Origin of the sequence: Allobosea sp. LjRoot90 (genome assembly GCF_964254315.1) — a bacterium.
GTDB lineage: Bacteria > Pseudomonadota > Alphaproteobacteria > Rhizobiales > Beijerinckiaceae > Allobosea.
Window position 1 is genome coordinate 977,297 of the sequence record NZ_CAXUTF020000002.1, and the last position, 17,782, is coordinate 995,078.

Annotated in this window: 15 protein-coding genes; 4 read left to right on the top strand and 11 right to left on the bottom strand. The window is 66.1% G+C overall.

Annotated features, from left to right (window positions below; all coding sequences use genetic code 11):
- Positions 1-47 precede the first annotated feature (47 nt).
- The 4 genes from ACSQ3M_RS11470 to ACSQ3M_RS11485 form a co-directional block, all read right to left on the bottom strand.
- Positions 48-1,028, bottom strand: a complete 981-nt coding sequence (locus tag ACSQ3M_RS11470; protein ID WP_436150183.1) for a 2-hydroxyacid dehydrogenase — start codon at positions 1,026-1,028, stop codon at positions 48-50.
- A 45-nt stretch (positions 1,029-1,073) separates the two neighbouring features.
- Complete coding sequence (locus ACSQ3M_RS11475; RefSeq protein ID WP_436150184.1) at positions 1,074-2,273, bottom strand: mandelate racemase/muconate lactonizing enzyme family protein; 1,200 nt, start codon at positions 2,271-2,273, stop codon at positions 1,074-1,076.
- Between the two features lie 81 nt (positions 2,274-2,354).
- Complete coding sequence (locus tag ACSQ3M_RS11480; RefSeq protein WP_436150185.1) at positions 2,355-3,119, bottom strand: SDR family oxidoreductase; 765 nt, start codon at positions 3,117-3,119, stop codon at positions 2,355-2,357.
- 2 nt (positions 3,120-3,121) lie between these two features.
- Positions 3,122-3,880, bottom strand: coding sequence for a FadR/GntR family transcriptional regulator (locus ACSQ3M_RS11485; protein WP_436150186.1), 759 nt, complete (start codon positions 3,878-3,880; stop codon positions 3,122-3,124).
- A gap of 135 nt (positions 3,881-4,015) precedes the next feature.
- Between ACSQ3M_RS11485 and ACSQ3M_RS11490 the strand changes: the two genes are divergently transcribed.
- The 4 genes from ACSQ3M_RS11490 (at position 4,016) to ACSQ3M_RS11505 (ending at position 8,095) form a co-directional block, all read left to right on the top strand.
- Positions 4,016-5,035 (top strand): DctP family TRAP transporter solute-binding subunit, encoded by a 1,020-nt coding sequence (locus tag ACSQ3M_RS11490; protein WP_436150187.1) that lies wholly within the window; start codon positions 4,016-4,018, stop codon positions 5,033-5,035.
- Between the two features lie 98 nt (positions 5,036-5,133).
- On the top strand, positions 5,134-6,147 hold the full coding sequence (locus ACSQ3M_RS11495; RefSeq protein ID WP_436150188.1) for a TRAP transporter substrate-binding protein: 1,014 nt from the start codon (positions 5,134-5,136) through the stop codon (positions 6,145-6,147).
- Positions 6,148-6,239: 92 nt separating this feature from the next.
- Positions 6,240-6,818 (top strand): TRAP transporter small permease, encoded by a 579-nt coding sequence (locus ACSQ3M_RS11500; RefSeq protein ID WP_436150189.1) that lies wholly within the window; start codon positions 6,240-6,242, stop codon positions 6,816-6,818.
- On the top strand, positions 6,815-8,095 hold the full coding sequence (locus ACSQ3M_RS11505; protein ID WP_436150190.1) for a TRAP transporter large permease: 1,281 nt from the start codon (positions 6,815-6,817) through the stop codon (positions 8,093-8,095). Before ACSQ3M_RS11500 ends, ACSQ3M_RS11505 begins: the two co-directional genes overlap by 4 nt.
- Before the next feature lie 169 nt (positions 8,096-8,264).
- On the opposite strand, the gene ACSQ3M_RS11510 is transcribed toward ACSQ3M_RS11505, so the two are convergent.
- The 7 genes from ACSQ3M_RS11510 to ACSQ3M_RS11540 all read right to left on the bottom strand — a co-directional run bounded on the left by ACSQ3M_RS11510 (position 8,265) and on the right by ACSQ3M_RS11540 (position 17,573).
- Entirely contained in the window at positions 8,265-9,395 is a 1,131-nt protein-coding gene (locus ACSQ3M_RS11510) for an ABC transporter substrate-binding protein (protein ID WP_436150308.1), read from the bottom strand.
- 26 nt (positions 9,396-9,421) lie between these two features.
- Entirely contained in the window at positions 9,422-11,614 is a 2,193-nt protein-coding gene (locus tag ACSQ3M_RS11515) for a TonB-dependent receptor (RefSeq protein ID WP_436150191.1), read from the bottom strand.
- 310 nt (positions 11,615-11,924) lie between these two features.
- A complete protein-coding gene (locus tag ACSQ3M_RS11520) occupies positions 11,925-12,908 on the bottom strand; it encodes a LysR substrate-binding domain-containing protein (RefSeq protein ID WP_436150192.1) in 984 nt (327 codons plus the stop codon).
- A complete protein-coding gene (locus tag ACSQ3M_RS11525; RefSeq protein ID WP_436150193.1) occupies positions 12,877-13,761 on the bottom strand; it encodes an ABC transporter permease in 885 nt (294 codons plus the stop codon). The genes ACSQ3M_RS11520 and ACSQ3M_RS11525 overlap by 32 nt, the downstream gene beginning before the upstream one ends.
- A gap of 2 nt (positions 13,762-13,763) precedes the next feature.
- Positions 13,764-14,714, bottom strand: coding sequence for an ABC transporter permease (locus ACSQ3M_RS11530; RefSeq protein ID WP_436150194.1), 951 nt, complete (start codon positions 14,712-14,714; stop codon positions 13,764-13,766).
- 10 nt (positions 14,715-14,724) lie between these two features.
- A complete protein-coding gene (locus ACSQ3M_RS11535; RefSeq protein WP_436150195.1) occupies positions 14,725-16,371 on the bottom strand; it encodes a peptide ABC transporter substrate-binding protein in 1,647 nt (548 codons plus the stop codon).
- 65 nt (positions 16,372-16,436) lie between these two features.
- Positions 16,437-17,573: an NAD(P)/FAD-dependent oxidoreductase gene (locus ACSQ3M_RS11540; protein ID WP_436150196.1), complete on the bottom strand. Its 1,137-nt coding sequence runs from the start codon at positions 17,571-17,573 to the stop codon at positions 16,437-16,439.
- Between the last annotated feature and the right edge of the window lie 209 nt (positions 17,574-17,782).

Here is a 17,782-nt window from a genome sequence, read left to right on the forward strand (position 1 = left end):
CCGCCTTCGTTGTTTCCGGCTTCGTCCGGCCGGCTACTGAAGAGAGTTCAGGCCTGTGCGGCTCTGACGAGGTTGACGAGCGGCTCGCCCGCGATGCTGTGGCGGATATTGTCGGCCATGGTCTGCTGGCGGCGGCGGATCGTGCCGTTGGTCCAGCCGGACATGTGCGGCGTCATCACGACGTTCGGCAGGTCGCGGAACGGCAGCTCCGACGGTTGCGGATTGGCGTCCGCCGGTCCTGGATAGCGATACCAGGTGTCGATCACCGCACCTCCGATCCGGTTCTCCTTCAGTGCTGCATGGAGCGCCGCCTCGTCGATCGTCGGGCCGCGTCCGACATTGAAGATCACGGCGTCGCGCCGCATCGCCGAAAGGGCTTCGGCATCGACCAATCCTCTGGTCTCGGTCGTCAGAGGCACGGACACCACGATCGCATCGCAACCGCCCCAGAAGTCCGCCAGCCGGTCGAGGGTGAAGCTGGCATCGACCAGCCCGGACGTTTCGACAGGGCTGCGATTGGCGACATGGACCTTCATCTCGAACGCCTTGGCCCGCTTGGCGATCGCCTTGCCGATATGGCCGAAGCCGAGCAGGCCGATCGTCTTGCCGGCGATCTCGCCATGGACGCGATCGGGCGCGCCGGCCCAATAGGCCCAGTCGCCCTGGCGCAGGCGCCGGTCGGCATCAGCCAGCGGAATCTGGTGGGCCAGCAAGGCGCTCATGACATATTCGGCGATCGCCTGCTCATGGCCGAAGCAGTTGCAGACACTCGCGCCAGCCGGGAGCGCGTCCAGATCGACCGCGTCATAGCCGGCGCCGGGAACATGAAAGAGCTTGAGGCCCTGCGGCCTCGGGAGCGTGCCGTCGAACTTCACGCCGATGATGACGTCCGCCTCGGCATAGGCACGCCGGTCGGTCTCGTCGCTCAGGGCATCCGGCAGGACCCGGATATCCGCCCCGGCGCCGACGAGTTCCTTGAAACCCTGGCTGAAGGACGCCGCGTTCTCGCCGTGGAAGATGATACGCATGAACTCATCCGATGTCGCAGGTGAGGAGCTGAACAGGTTTGGGGCTCAGAGCGTCGAACGGCGGACGGTCAGGTCGGAGCGCTCGAAGACGGCGGGCAGCAATTCGACGCCGAGCCCTGGGCCTTCCATCGGCAGCACATAGCCGTCCTCGAACACCGGCATGGTGGTGACGAGCTCGTTGTACCAGCCGGTGTAGAAGGCCCGGACGGATTCCTGGATCAGCGTATTGGGCTGGCTGAACGAGGCGTGGATCGCCGCGATAAAGCCGACCGGCCCGATGCAGTCATGCGGCGCGAAGGGCCGGTGATAGGTCTCGGCCATCGCCGCGATCTTGCGGCCTTCGGTCAGGCCGCCAGTCCAGCACAGGTCGGCCATGACGATGTGCATGGCATCCCGGTCGAGCATGTCCTTGTAGGGGAAGCGCGAGCCCAATGTCTCGCTGGCGCAGACCGAGACGGTGGTCGAGCGCGCATATTCGGCGAGCGCCTGCGGCGAGTTCATCCGGATCGGATCCTCGTACCAGGTCGGGCTGTAGGGCTCGAGCGCCCGGGCGATCTTGATCGCGGTCGGCAGGTTCCAGAGCGAGTGGAACTCGACCATGATCTCCATCTTGTCGCCGACGGCCTTGCGGATCTTCTCGAAGGGCTCGATCGCCTTCTTCATCTGCGCCGGCGTGATGTGGACGCCCTGGTTCTCGATCGCCGGGGGATCGAACGGCCAGATCTTCATCGCCGTGATGCCGCTTTCGAGCAGGCTTTCGGCCACGGCGTCGGCGCGGTTCATGAAGCCGTCGAGGTCTTCATACGGCCCTGCGGATTCGCCGAGATTCCAGGTCGAGACCGGCTTGATGTTGTGCGAGCGCACATATTTGTAGCCGGCACAGGTGTTATAGATGCGCTGCTTGTCGCGGCAGAGGCCGCCCAGCATCTGGTGCACGGGCTGCCCGCAGACCTTGCCGAAGATGTCCCAGAGCGCGATGTCGACGGCCGATGTGGCGCGCGATTCCACGCCGGTCGAGGCCTGGGCCATCGGCAGGTTCGACATCTCGCGATGCAGCGCCTCGATATGCAGCGGGTTCTTGCCGAGCAGGCGCATCGACAGGGTATCGTGCAGGTGCGACTCGACCGCCCCGGCGCCATAGAAGGTCTCGCCGAGGCCGATGATGCCGGCATCGGTGTGGACGCGCACCCACAGGACGTTGGCGAACTCCTCGGTCCGCAGCGTCTCGATGGCGGTGATCTTCATGGCGCTTTTCCCTGAATTCTAGTCTGGTCGAGCCGCCGCGCGACCGGCGCGTCGACCCTCGTGGTCGGAAGGCGTGGCGGCCTACAGCACCGAGATCATGCCGCCATCGACATAGATGATCTGGCCGCTGACATAGTCGGACGCCGCCGAGGCGAGGTAGACGCAGGTGCCGGCGAGTTCGTCCGGCCGCCCCCAGCGGCGCGCCGGCGTGCGGCCCTTGACCCAGGCATCGAAGGTCGGATTGTCGATCAGCGCCTGATTCATGTCGGTCAGCATGTAGCCGGGGCCGATCGCGTTGGCCTGGATGCCGAGCTCGCCCCATTCGGCGGCCATTGCCTTGGTCAGCATCTTGATGCCGCCTTTCGCCACCGTGTATGGCGCCACGGTGGCGCGGGCGAGCTCGCTGGTCAGTGAGCCAATATTGATGACCTTGCCGCGGCCGCGCCTGGCCATCCGGCGCGCCGCCTCGCGGCCAATGACAAAGGCGCTGGTCAGGTTCGTGTCGATCACGCGGCGCCAGTCGCTTGTCTCAAGTTCGAGCATCGGCTTGCGGAACTGAATCCCGGCATTGTTGACGAGGATGTCGACCTCGACGCCCTCCGCATCGAGCGCCTCGAATGCGGCGATGACGGCCGCCTCGTCGGTCACGTCGAAGCGCAGGCCGCGCGCGTTGTGCCCAGCGGCTGTCAGTGCGGCGACCGCCTCGTCGAGCCGGCCCTTGTCGGCGCCGTTGAGGATGATCGCGGCGCCCGCGGCGGCGAGCCCTTCGGCCATGGCGCGGCCGAGCCCGCGCGACGAGCCGGTCACGAGCGCGGTGCGCCCGGAAAGATTGAACAGGTGATTCACGTTCAGCGCTCCTGGGTCGCCGTCGCCTGAAGCGCGGGATGGATCGGCTTCGGCCCGCCGGTGGTGACCTGCGCGGCGTAGCGGCGATAGGACTCGCCGATATGCTTGCGCATCGCCTCCCCGGCCCCTGCCGGATCGCGCGCGCGGATGCTGTCGAGGATCGCGGCATGATCGGCGCGGCGGATCGCGATGTTCGACGCTTCGCCGCGATCCTTGGCGCGCATGCCCCTGATCGAATTGAGCAGCGGGCTCGAGACGAACTGCAGAACGTTCAGGAACAGAGGGTTCTGCGCAGCGGCGGCAATGGCGAGGTGCAGCGCCAAATCGTGCTGAGAGCTCTCTTCGCCGATGTCGTCCGCCGCGTTCAGAGCGGCATCGGCAGCCTCCATTCGCGCCAGGTCTTCGGCCGTGTGGCGCAGGGAAGCGAGCTGCGCCGCCTCGACCTCGAGCCCGAGGCGGAATTCGAGGAACTGCAGGATCGACTGCTCGGACACCTCGATCTCGGCCCGCCGCAGGCGCAGCGAATCCTGCTGGTTGACGAACAGGCCAAGGCCGCGCCGGCTTTCGACGATGCCATCGGCGCGCAGAAAGGCGATCGCCTCGCGCACCACGGGCCGGCTGACGCCGAGCTGGCGTGCCAGCTCGGTCTCGGAGGGCAGGCGTGCGCCCGGCTGCAGCGCGCCGGTCTTGATCGATTTCGCCAGGGCGGCTGCGGCATCGCTGGCGAGATTGGGTCTGGATCCGATCGATGACAGTTGCATGGACGTTTCCCGATGGTTCCTCATGTTGTCATGCTATCAGTTGTTTGACAACCTGACATGAGCGGCGTTATTGAGAATTTATCGGCGCCCGCCAGCAGAGCGAGGACAGGAGCGCCCAATCAACGGGAGGTTGCCATGCTCCAGCAAACGCGTCGGACGATGCTTGCCAGTCTCGCCGCGGGAGTGGCGCTGACCGCGATCCATATTGCGCCGGCCACGGCTCAGGCGACGAAGACGGCCAAGCTGGGACACTCCTTCGCCGACTCCCACCCACGTGCGACAGCCATGCGCCGTTTCGCCGAAGAGGTCGCCAAGACGACGGGCGGCAGCGTCAAGGTCGAGGCCTTCGGCAATGCTGTGCTCGGCTCGGAAGAGAAGATGCTGATCGCGACGCAGGCAGGCACGATCGACTTCTACATGGGCGCGCTCTCGCCGATCGCGGCGCGCAAGAAGGAACTGCAGATCTTCGACTTCCCCTTCCTGTTCGCGAGCGATGCGGAGGCTGCGGCCGTGCTCGACGGGCCGGCGGGCCAACGCCTGCTGGACAGCCTCGCGGACATGAGCATCCACGGCCTGGCCTGGTCAGGCGGCGCCTTCCGCAACCTGTCGAACAGCAAGCGCCCGGTGAATTCGCTCGCCGACATGAAGGGGCTGAAGGTCCGGGTCATGCAGAGCCCGATGGCGCTGGCGAGCTTCAACGCCATGGGCATGAACGCCGTGCCGATGGCCTTCACCGAAGTCTATACGGCGCTGGAGACCAAGGCGCTCGACGGTTACGAGCATCCCTTCGTCGACATGTATGCCAACAAGATGTTCGAGGTGCAGAAGCACCTGACGGTCACCAACCACGTCTACACGCCGGTCGCGCTGGTCGTGTCGAAGAGATTCTGGGCCTCGCTGAGCCCGCAGCAGCAAGCGGCCGTCCAGGCTGCGGCGGAAACGACGCGCGCCTTCCAGCGCGAGGTCGAGCTTCGCGAGGCTGGCGAGGTGCTGAACGAGCTCAAGGCCAAGGGCATGGTGGCGGTCGAGATGCCGCCTGCCGAGCTCGATGCGATCCGCAAGGCGATCCAGCCCGTGATCGAGAAGAACACCGAGGTGATCGGCGCCGCCTTCGTCAGCGACTTCTACGCCGAGATCAAGAAGCAGCGAAAATGAGCTCCGCCACCTCGTGGTGGAAAAACCTTGCAGGTCCATTGAACCGGCAAGCGCTCAAATGGCAAGCCCCCGCCTAATCGATTTAGGAGACGAGAGCCGTGACCCAATTCCGTCCGACACGCTTTGCTTTCATCGCGACCTTGACCGCAGCGCTGCTGGGCTCGGTCGCCGCCATGGCCGAAGTCAAGGCCAAGATCGGCCATGCCATGCCCGACACCCATCCGCAGGCGACGGCGGTCAACAAGTTCGTGGAGCTGGCCGCGACCTACACCAAGGGCAATGTGAAGGTGCAGGCCTTCCACTCTGCCATGCTCGGCAGTGACGAGAAGCAGCTCCAGGCGGCCCAGGCCGGCACGCAGGAATTCTACATCGGCACGCTGGCGCCGCTCTCGACCCGGGTGAAGGAAGTACAGGTCTGGGACCTGCCGTTCCTGTTCCAGAACGAGAAAGAGGTCTACGCCGTGCTCGACGGCGCCTCGGTGAAGAAGATCTTCGACAAGATCGAGCCGAGTGGACTGGTGGGCCTGACCTGGACCGGCATGGGCTTCCGCAACCTCTCGAACAGTCGTCGCCCGGTAAAGACCGCCGAGGACGTTTCCGGCCTCAAGCTGCGCGTGATGGCCAATCCGGTGGCGCTCGACACCTGGAAGTCGATCGGCGCCAACGCCGTGCCGATGGCGTTCTCCGAGGTGTTCACCGCGCTCGAGGTGAAGGCCCTCGACGGGCAGGAGAACCCCCTGCTGCACATGTGGTCGAACAAGATGCAGGAGGTGCAGAAGTACATCTCCATCACCAACCACGTCTACACGCCGGTCGCATTGGTCGCCTCGAAGAAGTTCTGGGACACGCTCTCGGCCGATGACAAGGCCGGCATCCAGAAGGCCGCGACCGAGGCCGGCCTGCTCCAGCGCAAGCTGCTCGACGAGGGCGACCGCGACGTCATCGGCAAGTTCAAGGAAGCCGGTGTGTCGGTCAACGAGGTGTCGGCGGACGACCTGCGCAAGGTCCAGGACAAGGTCAAATCGGTCGTCGAGAAGTTCAAGGGACAGATCGGCGATGAGTTCGTGACCGGCTTCGTGGCCGAGATCGAAAAGGCGCGCGCCGCCAAATAGAGGCACGCGCAGCGGCGGCTGGCCTTGCGCCGGCCGCCCGTCCTGGCCCGGCGCCAAGCCGGCACCTTCACATATTGCCGGCGAGGTGACTGATGAGCAGCCTGCTCAAGACCGCGGTCGACGGGTTCTACCGCATCATCGAGATCATTCTCGTGGCCTGCATGACCGCGATGCTGGTCATGGTCTTCGGCAACGTGGTCCTGCGGCTGTTCTTCAACACCGGCATCGACCTGTCGGAGGAAATCCCGCGCTTCGCCTTCGTCTGGATGACCTTCCTCGGCGGTATCATCGGCCTGCATCGGCGCAGCCATCTCGGCGTCGACATGGTCGTCCAGGCCCTGCCGGTGCTCGGCCGCAAGGTCTGCTGGGCGATCAGCCAGGTCATCATGCTGATCTGCTCGCTGTTCATCTTCTACGGGACCTGGCTGCAGCACGACATCATCGCCGGCAATGCCTCGCCGGTCGCTCAGCTCAGCATGCTCTGGGTCTATGGCGTCAGCTACGTCACCGGGGCCGCGATCGCGCTGATCTGCCTGTCGAACCTCATTCGCCTCGCGCGGGGCGAAGTCGCCGATAACGAGTTGATCGATGTCCACGAGGAGGGGCTGGCGGAAGGCCTCGAGGCCGAGCGCGATATGAAGGCGCACATGGCTGGAGGAGCCAAGCCATGATCGTTTTCGTCTTCATCGCCTCGCTGCTGGGCCTGATGGCGCTCGGCATGCCCGTGGCCTTCGCCCTGATCGGCTGCGGCCTCGCCATGATGCTCTACATGGGCATCTCCGATCCGCAGATCATCATCCAGAACATGTGGGATGGCGCCAACAGCTTCCCGCTGCTCGCCGTGCCCTTCTTCATGCTCGCCGGCGAGCTGATGAATGCTGGCGGCATGACCCGCCGGATCATCACGATGGCGATGGCCTGGATCGGCCATATCCGCGGCGGCCTCGGCTATGTCGCCGTCATCGCTGCGGTGATCATGGCCTCGCTTTCGGGCTCTGCGGTGGCCGACACGGCAGCACTGGCCTCGGTGCTGATCCCGCTGATGCGGACCGCCGGCTACGACATCAACCGCTCCTGCGGCCTGATCGCCTGCGGCGGCATCATCGCGCCGGTCATTCCGCCATCGATCGGCATGATCATCTTTGGCGTCACCGGCGGCGTATCGATCACCAAGCTCTTCATCGCCGGTATCGTTCCGGGCATCCTGATGGGCGTGGCGATCATGCTGGCCTGGCGCTGGAGCATCACGCGCGACAATCCGCGCGTCGAACCCAAGCGCAGCATGCGCGAGCGGCTGGCCGAGACCCGCAATGCGCTCTGGGCGCTGGTCCTGCCGGTGGTCATCATCGGCGGCCTCAAATTCGGCCTGTTCACCCCGACCGAGGCCGCGGTCATCGCCGCCGCCTACTCGCTCTTCGTCGGCGTCGTGATCTATCGCGAGATCAAGGTCAGCGACCTGTTCGGCCTGATGTACCGCGCCGCCGAAACCACGGCCGTCATCATGTTCCTGGTCGCCGCTGCCGGCGTCTCGGCCTGGCTGATCACGACGGCCAACATCCCGCAGCAACTCGCCGAGATGGTGGAGCCCTTCATGGGCAACAAGATGCTGCTCACGGCCATACTGATGCTGCTGGTGCTCATCGTCGGCACCGCGCTCGACTTCACCCCGACCGTTCTGATCATGACGCCGGTGCTGATGCCGGTGATCAAGCAGGCGGGCATCGATCCCGTCTATTTCGGCGTGCTGTTCATCATGAACAACGCCATCGGCCTGGTGACCCCGCCGGTCGGGACCGTGCTGAACGTCGTCTGCGGCGTCGCGAAGGTGCCGATGACCGGCGTGATCAAGGGCGTCATGCCCTTCATGGTCGCCCAGATCACCGTGCTCGTATTGCTCGTGATCTTCCCGCAGATCGTGATGTGGCCGCTTGCAATGATGTCCCGCTGAGGTGTGGAGCAGCGGACTTGCGAGTATCCGCTTCGGGATAGGAGAACTCCGCCTGCGACCGGTTCGCCCCCCGTTAGCCGACAGCGACATCGGATCTCAGCGAACCAATCAAGGGGGGCGCTTCCAAGCATCGACTTGATGTCGGCTTATGGCGCAAAATGCCCTTACGCTAGTGTTGAAGATCGATCCAATAGCCTGGTCGATAGGCGATCGGCAGGAAGCGTTCGTGCAGCCGACGCAGCGTCTCCTCGGGATCGAGATCTGCGAACAGCTCGAGGTGCACCCAGCGGGCGATCCGCTGCAGCGCCACGAACTGATAGGGGCTCGTATAGAACTGGTGCCAGATCGCGTGGACGCGGCCTGTCCTGACCGCCTTCGTCGACCGAAAGGCGGGCCGCATCGCCAGCGTAGCGAGCTTCGCCTGCGCCTTGCCGAGGTCGGCGCCGGGACCGAGGCCGACCCAGGCGCCGTTCGGTGCCAGCGCCTCCCAGTTGCCGCCGGTCACGATCACCACGTCGGGATCGCGCACGATGATCGTCTCGGGATTGATCGTTCCGAAGGTGCCGGGGAGCAGCTCGCTGCCGAGATTGACCCCGCCCGCGGCGGCGGCCATGGCGCCAAAATTCTCGTTTCCGAAGCTCAGGCAGCATTCGTCGGTGTAACCGGGAATCCGGTCGAGCATGACGAGCGGCCTGGCCAGTTGGCCGGCTGCGGCGAGCCTCGTCGTCACGCGCGCGGTCTCCGTGGCGCGAAAGGCGATCAGCGCCTCGGCGACCTCCCTTCGCCCGAAGAGCTGACCAAGCAGGCGCACGGAGGGTTCCGTGTTCCGCGACGGAGCGTGCCGGAAATCGACATAGACGACGGGGATGCCTACCGCCGCCAGCCGCTCGACCAGACGAATCTCCTCGGCCGGGCGCTGCGTCTCGGCGCCCAGCACGACGAGATCCGGCTGCAGCGAGATCGCCTTCTCGATGTCGAAGGCACCGCTATTGGGCGAGCCGAAGCGCGGCAGTGACGCTGCCTGCGGGAAGCGCGCCAGATAGGCGGCATATGTGTCGGGATCGGATTTCTCGAAGTCCTCGCCCCAGCCGACGATGCGTCCGAACGGGTCCTCGCGGTCGAGCGCCGCCGTGACGTGGATCTGCCGGCCCTCGCCGAGGATGACGCGGCGGACCGGGACGGAGACGGAAACCTGCCGCCCGGCCACGTCGGTCACCGTGATCGTCTCTGCCGCAGCGCGCGCCGGCATGAGCGCGAGGCAGCCCAGCAGCGCAACCGCCAGCCAGGCCAGGGCCCTTATGCGGCGGGCCGGTTGCAACCCCATGCTCAGAGATCCATCGACATCGACAGCCGGAAGGTGCGCGGCGCGCCGACATAGAAGGTGCCGAAGGAGGCGACGCTCGACCAGTACTTGGTGTCGGCGACGTTCTGGACCGTCGCGCGGAACACCGTCTTGCGCCCGGCGATCTCGGTGGCGTAGCGCGCGCCGAGGTCGATCCGCGTCCAATCCGGCAGCGACTGCGTGTTTGCCGCGTCGATATACTGCTTGCCGGTGTAGACGAGCGCCCCGTTGAGCGTGAGCCCCTTGAGCCAGGGCACGTCCCATTCGGCGCCGAGATTGAGCTGCAGCGGCGCGACGCCGATCGGCCGGTTGCCGGTATTGGCAGCGACGGCAGTCTTGGTCAGCGTTCCGTCGAGCAGTGAGGCCCCGCCGAGCAGCCGCAATTGCGGCGTGACCTCACCGTAGACGCTGAGCTCGAGACCGCGCACGCGCTGCTCGCCGGTGACGGAGAACCTGCCGCCGTTCAATTCGCCGCTCGGCTTGGTCAGCTGGAAGCCAGCCAGCGAGGCGCCGAACCCGCCGAATTGCAGCTTGACGCCCGCCTCGTACTGTTTCGTCCGGTAGGGCGCGAAGATCTCGCCGGCATTGCTCGCCGTGGTCGGGGCGACGTCGCCGCGGCTCAAGCCCTCGACGTAGTTCGCGTAGACCGAGAGGTAGTCCAGCGGCCGCAGCACGAGGCCCACCATCGGCGTGGTCGCGCTCTCGTCATAGGCCGAGGTCAGGATGCCGCTGCCCGGCGCGTAATTGTTCGTGGCAACCGATTGCCGGCGCACGCCGAGCGTCAGCATGACGCGGTCGCCGAAGGCCGACATCGTGTCGGCCAGCGCGATGCTGCTGAGATCGCTGTCGGACAGCCGCGTGCGGGCCCCGCGGGTCGCAACCTGCGGCGCGCTCCAGGCCGGCGCGTAGATGTTCGAGAGGACAGGCGTGCCGTTCGTCAGCACGCGTTCGATCGTCTCCTGGTAGTAGGAGGCCTGCAACGTCAGCGAATGCTTGATGAAGCCGGTCTCGAAACGAGCGCGGATGCCCGCCTCATAGGTCTGGCGGCCGACACCGAGATCGAAATATTGCGGGGTGTGGCTGGTGTCGCCGCGGGCGTTGAGGATCGTCGGCAAGCCAAAGAAGCGTTCAACGCGGGTCTGCGAACCGCCGATATTGCCGAAGACGGTGATCTGATCGGTGAGGTCGAACTCGTTCTTCCAGAGCACCGAGCGGTCATCGATGCGCGACCATTCCCAGGACTGGATGACATTCTCGCGTCCGCTCGGAGCGGACGGAACGCGCAGGCCGCGTGTCATCAGGAACGGACGGTTGGGCGCATCGAACTCATCCCGTTGCGCCAGGGCATAGAGCCAGCTGCGGAAGCGCCCGCCCTGATAGTCGAGTGCCAGCGAGCCGATGCCGGTTGTCTCGGACTGCCTGTCCACGGCCGTGTCGCCGCCACGCAGGGAGCCATTGACGCGCACGCCGAACTCGCGGCCGGCGCCGAAACGCCGGGCGACATCGAAGGTGGCGCCGCCATGCGCCCTGGAGGAGAACTCGGCGCCGACGCGGGTGAGATCGGCCTCGGCGCGCTTGGGCACGACGTTGATCACGCCGCCGACGCCGCCATTGGGGGCGATGCCGGTCAGGGCCGCAGCCGGCCCCTTCAGCACCTCGATGCGCTCGGCATAATCGGTGAAGACACGATAGTTCGGCGCGACGCCATAGACGCCATCGAAGGCGATCTCGCCGCTATTGCCCTCGCCGATCGGAAAGCCGCGAATGTTGAAGGAGTCGACGATGCCCCCTGACGGATGCGAGCTGCGCACCGACGGATCGAGGATGAGCGCGTCGGCGACGGTCGAGGCCTGGAGGTTGCGGGCGAGCTCGGCGGTATAGCTCGTCGTGCTGAACGGCGATTTCAGCGTCTCGGTATTGCCCAGCAAGCCGAGCTGGCTGCCTTGCGCGACCTGCCCGCCGGCGAAGGGCGCCGGTACGCCGGAGGCGCGGGCCGGGCCTTCGACCACGATCTCGTCGAGCTGTACCTGGCCGCCGCCACGCTCCTGCGCTCCCGCCGAACCAGCGGCGACCGCGAGGCCGGTGCTCGCCAGCAGGCAAAGCAGGAGCCTGCCACTGACCGAGGCCCGGGCTGGAACAGAACAACGCCGCGCGATCGCGGAACGAGCTTTAGACATGGAGAGACCCTTCAAACCGGCCGCCAGAGGCGTATCCAATCGGCAGGGACCCTGTTCGCTTCATCGTGAAAAGAAAAGCACGCAGACGTTGCAATATATATTCAGCGATAAGCTGCACAGCATTGTATCATATTCGCAACGAATACTTTACAATAACTTTAAACAATGAATTTTTCAGGACGCACCTAAGCTGCCGCCCGAGCGCCCGCGCGACATTCCTTCGTTGCCTGCAATGCGGTATCGCGCCGCCATGGCGGGCGTCGACCGCGTTTTTTAGAAGGGGGCCTCTAAAAATCAGAAGGGCCGCAGCTCAGCCGGCGTAGCGCCGCACCAGCTCACGCGCGGCCGAGATCTCGTCGCAGATCCATTCGTCGACCAGCCTGACCTCGCGGCGCCGGCGCATGCCGGGCGGCCGGACGAGATAATAGGAAATGCCGGTCGGCACCGCCTTGCGCAGCGGCACGACGAGGCGCCCGGCCTGGATCGCCTCATGAGCGAGGACGACGTCGGTCATCGCGACTCCGAGCCCGCCTTCGGCGGCGCTGAGCGCCATGTCGAGCGCATCGAAATCGAGCCCGTGGCGTGTCTCGATATGCATCCCGGACTTCTCGGACCAGGTCTGCCAGTCGCGCCGGTCCGGCAGCGGGTGGAGCAGTGTCGCTTCGGCGAGATCCTCGCCGGAAAACCGGCCGTCGCCATAGGACGGGGCGCAGACCGGCAGGATCCATTCCGGATAGAGCTCGGTCACACAGTCGAGCGGCCAGTTCCCCATGCCATAGCGGATGCCGAGATCGGCGTCGGCGTCGTTCAGCACCATGTCGTTCAGCCGCGTCTGGACGCTGACCTTCACCAGCGGGTGCCGCTCCTGGAAGGCCTTCAGGCGCGGCAGCAGCCAGCGCAGTGCGAAGGTCGGCAGGCATTTGATCGTGACCGTCTCCTGCTCGGCGCGGAACGGCGTGATCGCATCGGCGATATGGTCGAACGCTTCCTTGACGCTGAGCGCAAGGCGCTGGCCGGCATCGGTGATCTCGAGCCCGCTGTGATTGCGCAGGAACAGCGGCGTGCCGAGCTGGTCCTCGAGGATCTTGACCTGCCGGCTGACGGCGCTCTCGCTGACATTGAGCGCGACCGCCGCCTTCTTGATGCTGAGCTGGGCCGCCACGATCTCGAAGCAGCGCAGGGCGTTGAGCGATGGCAGCCGGCGCGTCATCGCCGCCGGCTCGGAGGGCACAGGCTCGCCCGCGCTGTCCTTGCCGCGCGCCTCACCTGATCTCCATGCGCGGGTCGAGCGCATCCCTCAGCCCGTCTCCTACAAAGTTGAAGCTCGTCACCGCCAGTGTAATGGCAACTCCTGGCAGGATCGCAAGCCAAGGTGCGCTCGTCAGATAGATCTGGGCGTTGTTGAGCATGTTGCCCCAGCTCGCGGTCGGCGGCTGGATGCCGTAGCCGAGGAAGCTGACATAGGATTCGAGCAAGATGGCGCGGGCGACGTTGAGCGTCGCCGCCACCAGGATCGGCGCCATTGCGTTCGGCAGGAGCTCGCGGAACATCACCCGCAGATGCGAGGCGCCGAAAGAGCGCGCCGCCACCGCATAGTCCTGATCGCGCAGCACCCGGATCTGGGCCTCGACGATCCGGGCCACGTTCATCCAGGAGGTCGCCGCGATCAGCAGCACCATCGATAGCAGGCCCGGCTTGACCAGCGCCGCCAGCGCCAGCAGCAGGAAGATGGTCGGGAAGCACAGGATCGCATCGACGAGACGCATCAGCAGCGAGCCGATGACGCCGCCATGATAGCCGGCGACCATGCCGACGCCGGTGCCGATGGCGATGGCGATCGCCATGGCGGCAAAGCCGATGCCGAGCGAGATGCGCCCGCCCATCATCAGGCGGGCCAGCATGTCGCGCCCAAGCTCGTCCGTGCCGAGCAGATGCGCACCCGCCAAAGGCGGCGCGAAACGCTGCATCACGTCGATATGGGTCTCGTCGAAAGGCAGCAGGAACGGGCCGAAAAAGCAGGTGAGCGCCAGGGCGAGGATGACGGCGGATCCGGCCATGGCGAGCCTGTGCCGCTGGAAGCGGGCCCAGGCGCCCTTGCGGGCTGGGACTTCGATTTCGAGCGGCAGCTGGAACGTATCGGCGCTCATCGTCAGCCCAGCCTGATGCGTGGATCGGCGACGGCGTAGAGCATGTCGGCGATCAGCGAGCCGATCAGCACCATCAAGGCCGACAGCATCAAGATGCCCATCACCACCGGATAGTCGCGATATTCGATCGAATCGAGGAAGAGCCGGCCCATGCCCGGCCAGGTGAAGACGGTCTCGGTGACGAGCGCCCCACCGAGCAGGGTCGGGAACTGCAGGCCGGCGAGCGTGATCAGCGGCAGCAAAGCGTTGCGCATGGCATGCCGCCCCAGGACGATGCGCTCGGGCACGCCCTTGGCGCGGGCGGTACGGATATAGTCCTGCCCGATCACGTCGAGCATCGCCGAGCGGGTGAAGCGCGCCCAGATCGCCGTCTCGACCAGGGCCAGCACTAGGACCGGCGCGATCATGTGATGGAGCACGTCGGGCAGCGAGCCGTCACCGATCGTCTGGCGATTGCCGGCCGGCAACCAGCCAAGCTCGACCGAGAAGACATAGATCGCGATCAGCCCGAACCAGAAGGTCGGGATCGACAGGGCGATCATCGCGCCGACCGTCGCCGCCATGTCGAAGATGGAGTAGCGGCGGATCGCGCCGAGAATGCCGATGGCGCAGCCTAGCAGGATGGCGATCGCGGTCGAGATCGCCATCAGCTCGAAGGTCGCGCGCAGATGCGAGGCGATGACGCTCCAGACCGGAGCGTTGTCGCGATAGGAGCGGCCCCAGTCGCCGGCCAGCATGCGCCGGGCCCAGTCGAGATATTGCACCGGCAGCGGCCGATCGAGGCCGAGCTCCCGGCTGATCCGGTCGATATCCTCCTGCGACATCTGGGCCGACTGGGCGAATTGCGACATCGGCCCGCCGGGCGCGAGATGGAGGATGGCGAAACCGATCGCCGAGACGATCAGCAGGAGCAGCAGCGATTGCAGCAGCCGCCGGGCGAGGTACGGACCCATCGTCAGACCGTCACGCCGCCCAGTACCAGCGCCGCATGTTCCAGCAACTCGACGAGCAGTTGATGTTGGGCGCGAAGCCCTGCAGCCCCTCCTTGATGCCCTCGGCCATCACCGTCTGATAGATCGGCAGCAGGACCAACTCCTCACGGATGATGCGCTGGACCCGGCCATAGATCTTCCGGCGCTCCTGCGGGTCGAACTGGCTGGCGCCATCGGCGAGCAGCCGGTCCATCTCCGGGTTCTGGTACTGGGAGGTGTTGAGGCCGGTGCCGGCCTTGGCGGGAATCGCCGTCGAGGCGAAGCGCGGCGTCACGTCGGGATCGTTGCCGATCATGAAGTTCGAGCCGACCATCACCGATTCGAACTTCGACTTCTGCCAGAACTCGCCCCAGATCACCGCGCCCGGCATGTTGTTGATGCGCAGCGCCACGCCGATCGCCCGCCAGTCCTGCATCAGCAATTGCTGCGACTGCTCGCGGCCGGGATTGCCGACCGTGGTTGAATTGGAGAATTCGAGGCGCACCCCGTTCTTCTGACGAATGCCGTCCGCGCTGCGCGCCCAGCCGGCAGCGTCGAGGATGGCGTTGGCCTTGGCCGGATCATGCCGATGCGCCGGCAGCCCGTCCTCATAGGCCCAGGATTCGCGCGGCAGGAAGGATTCGGTTGGCACCGGCAGGCCGTAATAGAGCGCGTCGATCCGCGCCGTCTTGTTCATGGCGAGATAGAGCGCCTCGCGCACCGCCTTCTCGGCGAAGGGCCCAAAACCGAGGTTGAGGGCGATGTGCTCGATGAACGGCGTCGGCGAGCGCGAGATGCGCCGCCCGCGCAGGCTTTGCGCCTCCTTGACGAAATGCGCTGCGATGCCGCCGATGCCGAGATAGTCGACCTGCCCGGTGCGGAACTGCGTGTAGAGCACCGTCAAATCCGGAATGTACTTGAAGACGACGCGCTCCAGATGCGGGCCGTCGCCGTGATAGGCAGTGTTCGCCCGCAGCAGCAGATGGTCGCCGGCGGCGCGCTCGCCCCAGCGGAACGGGCCTGTGCCGACGGGCGCCGCGTTGAACGGCGCGGTATTCGGGTCCGTCGCCTTTTCGAGGATGTGCCTCGGCACGATGAAGGTCAGCGCCAGGATGGAGAGATAAGGCGAATAGGCGCTCTCCATGCGCCAGTGGATCTCGTCGGGCGCGACGACCCTGATGTCGCGCACGAGGCTATGGCCGACCCGGTTGCGGACCCGGAAGCCGGGCGTGTTGATCAGGTCGAGCGTGTACTTGACGTCCTCGGCGGTGAAAGGCGTGCCGTCATGCCATTTGACGCCTGGCCGCAGCTTGACCTTCCAGCTCAGCCCGTCGGCCGAAAGACCGCCATTGCCGACGCTCGGCACTTCCACGGCGAGGTCGGGAACGAGCTTGCCGTCCGGATCGATCGCCCAGAGCGGGCTGAAGAGCTGCCACCAGACGCCCTGGTCGACCTCGCTGCCAGGCATCAGCGGGTTGAAGACCGTCGGCTCCTGCGAGAGGCCGGCGACGACCTGCCCCTTCGGCTGCGCCGGCGGGCGCTGTTGCGCCCATGCCGGGCCGGCAGCCAGAACGGCGGCGCCAAGCGCCAGCGCGTCCCGCCGGCTATGGAGGTTCTTCCGATCGCTGCGTTCCGACATCGTCCTGTCCCCTCATTGTTTTCCGGGCTGTGTTCAGCCTCGGTCATGCGAACGCCCGGCCCGTCTCAGCCGGACGCTTGCAACCCAGCCCTGGCGGGCGAGAGATCCGCGGCCGTGATACCGAGTTCCGTTAGGTTGGCCGGTAGTTCGCGCCCCGCGAGCAGGGCCGCCGTTGCCTCGGCCATGGCCGGCGAAGTCAGGATGCCGCAGCCACCCTGGCCGACCAGCCAAAAGAAGCCGGGCTCCGCTGGCCGCATGCCGGCGACGGGGTTGGCATCGGCGACGAAGCTCCGCAGGCCTGCCCATTGGCTGAGCGGGCGGCCGATCCGGAAGCTCGTATCCTGCTCGATATTGTCGATCGCCTGCGCGACGTCGAAGTCATCGGCATAGGCGTCGCCCGGCTCGACCGGTGTCGCATCGGCGAGGCTGCCCATCAGGCAGCCGGGCTCGGGCTTCACATACCAGCGATAGTCGACATTGCTGACATGCGGCCAGGCCCGGCTGTCATGGTCAGGCTGGAGCGCGAAGGTGAAGGCGGTGCGGCGCTTGGGCACGATGCCCAGCGGAGCGATGCCAGCCAAACGGGCGATCTCATCGGCCCAGGCGCCGGTGGCATTGACCAGCAGCGGCGCCTGCACCTCTCCGCCCGGCCATGCCACGGTCCAACCGGCCGCGTCGCGGCGAATGGTGTCGACAACGGCCTTCAGAGCGATCGTCGCACCATTCGCCCTGGCGCCGCGCAGATAGCCCTGCAGCAGCACATCGACATCGATGTCCATGGCGTCGGGCTCATAGACGCCGCCATGGACCTTCTCAGCCCGTAGCGCCGGGAAAAGACCGAGGGCCGCGGGGCTATCCAGCCGCTCCGCCCTGGCGCCGACCGAGAGGATGCGCTCCTCCAGCCGGTCCAGCGCCGCCTCCTGCCCGGTATCCGCCACCGTCAGGCAGCCGCGCGGCGTCATGATCGGATGGGCGCAGAAGCCGGCTGGCGGCGCTTCGAGGAAGGCGCGGCTGGCCTGCGCCATCCGCCGCATCGTCGGCGCGGTGATGCCGACCGTGAACTGCGCGGCCGAACGTCCGGAACTGTGATAGCCGGCATGCTCTTCACGCTCGATCAGCGCGACCGAACCGTGGCGGGACAGGACATAGGCGGCAGATGCCCCCGCGATCCCGCCTCCCACAATGATCACATCGACCCGCATCGTCCTCGCACCAGCTCCCCGGTCATCGGCCACCGGCAGTCATCCGCCGACATGTTCAACGACAGCACCGCGCCGCCGCACAGTCGATTTCAATAATTGGGGGGCGGCACCTCAAAAGCTGGGTTGCCGGCAGCAAGCAGCCGGATGGGCCGAATTCCCTGGGCCCCGCCCCCAATTATTGAAATCGACATCGCCGCCGTGTCGGGGCT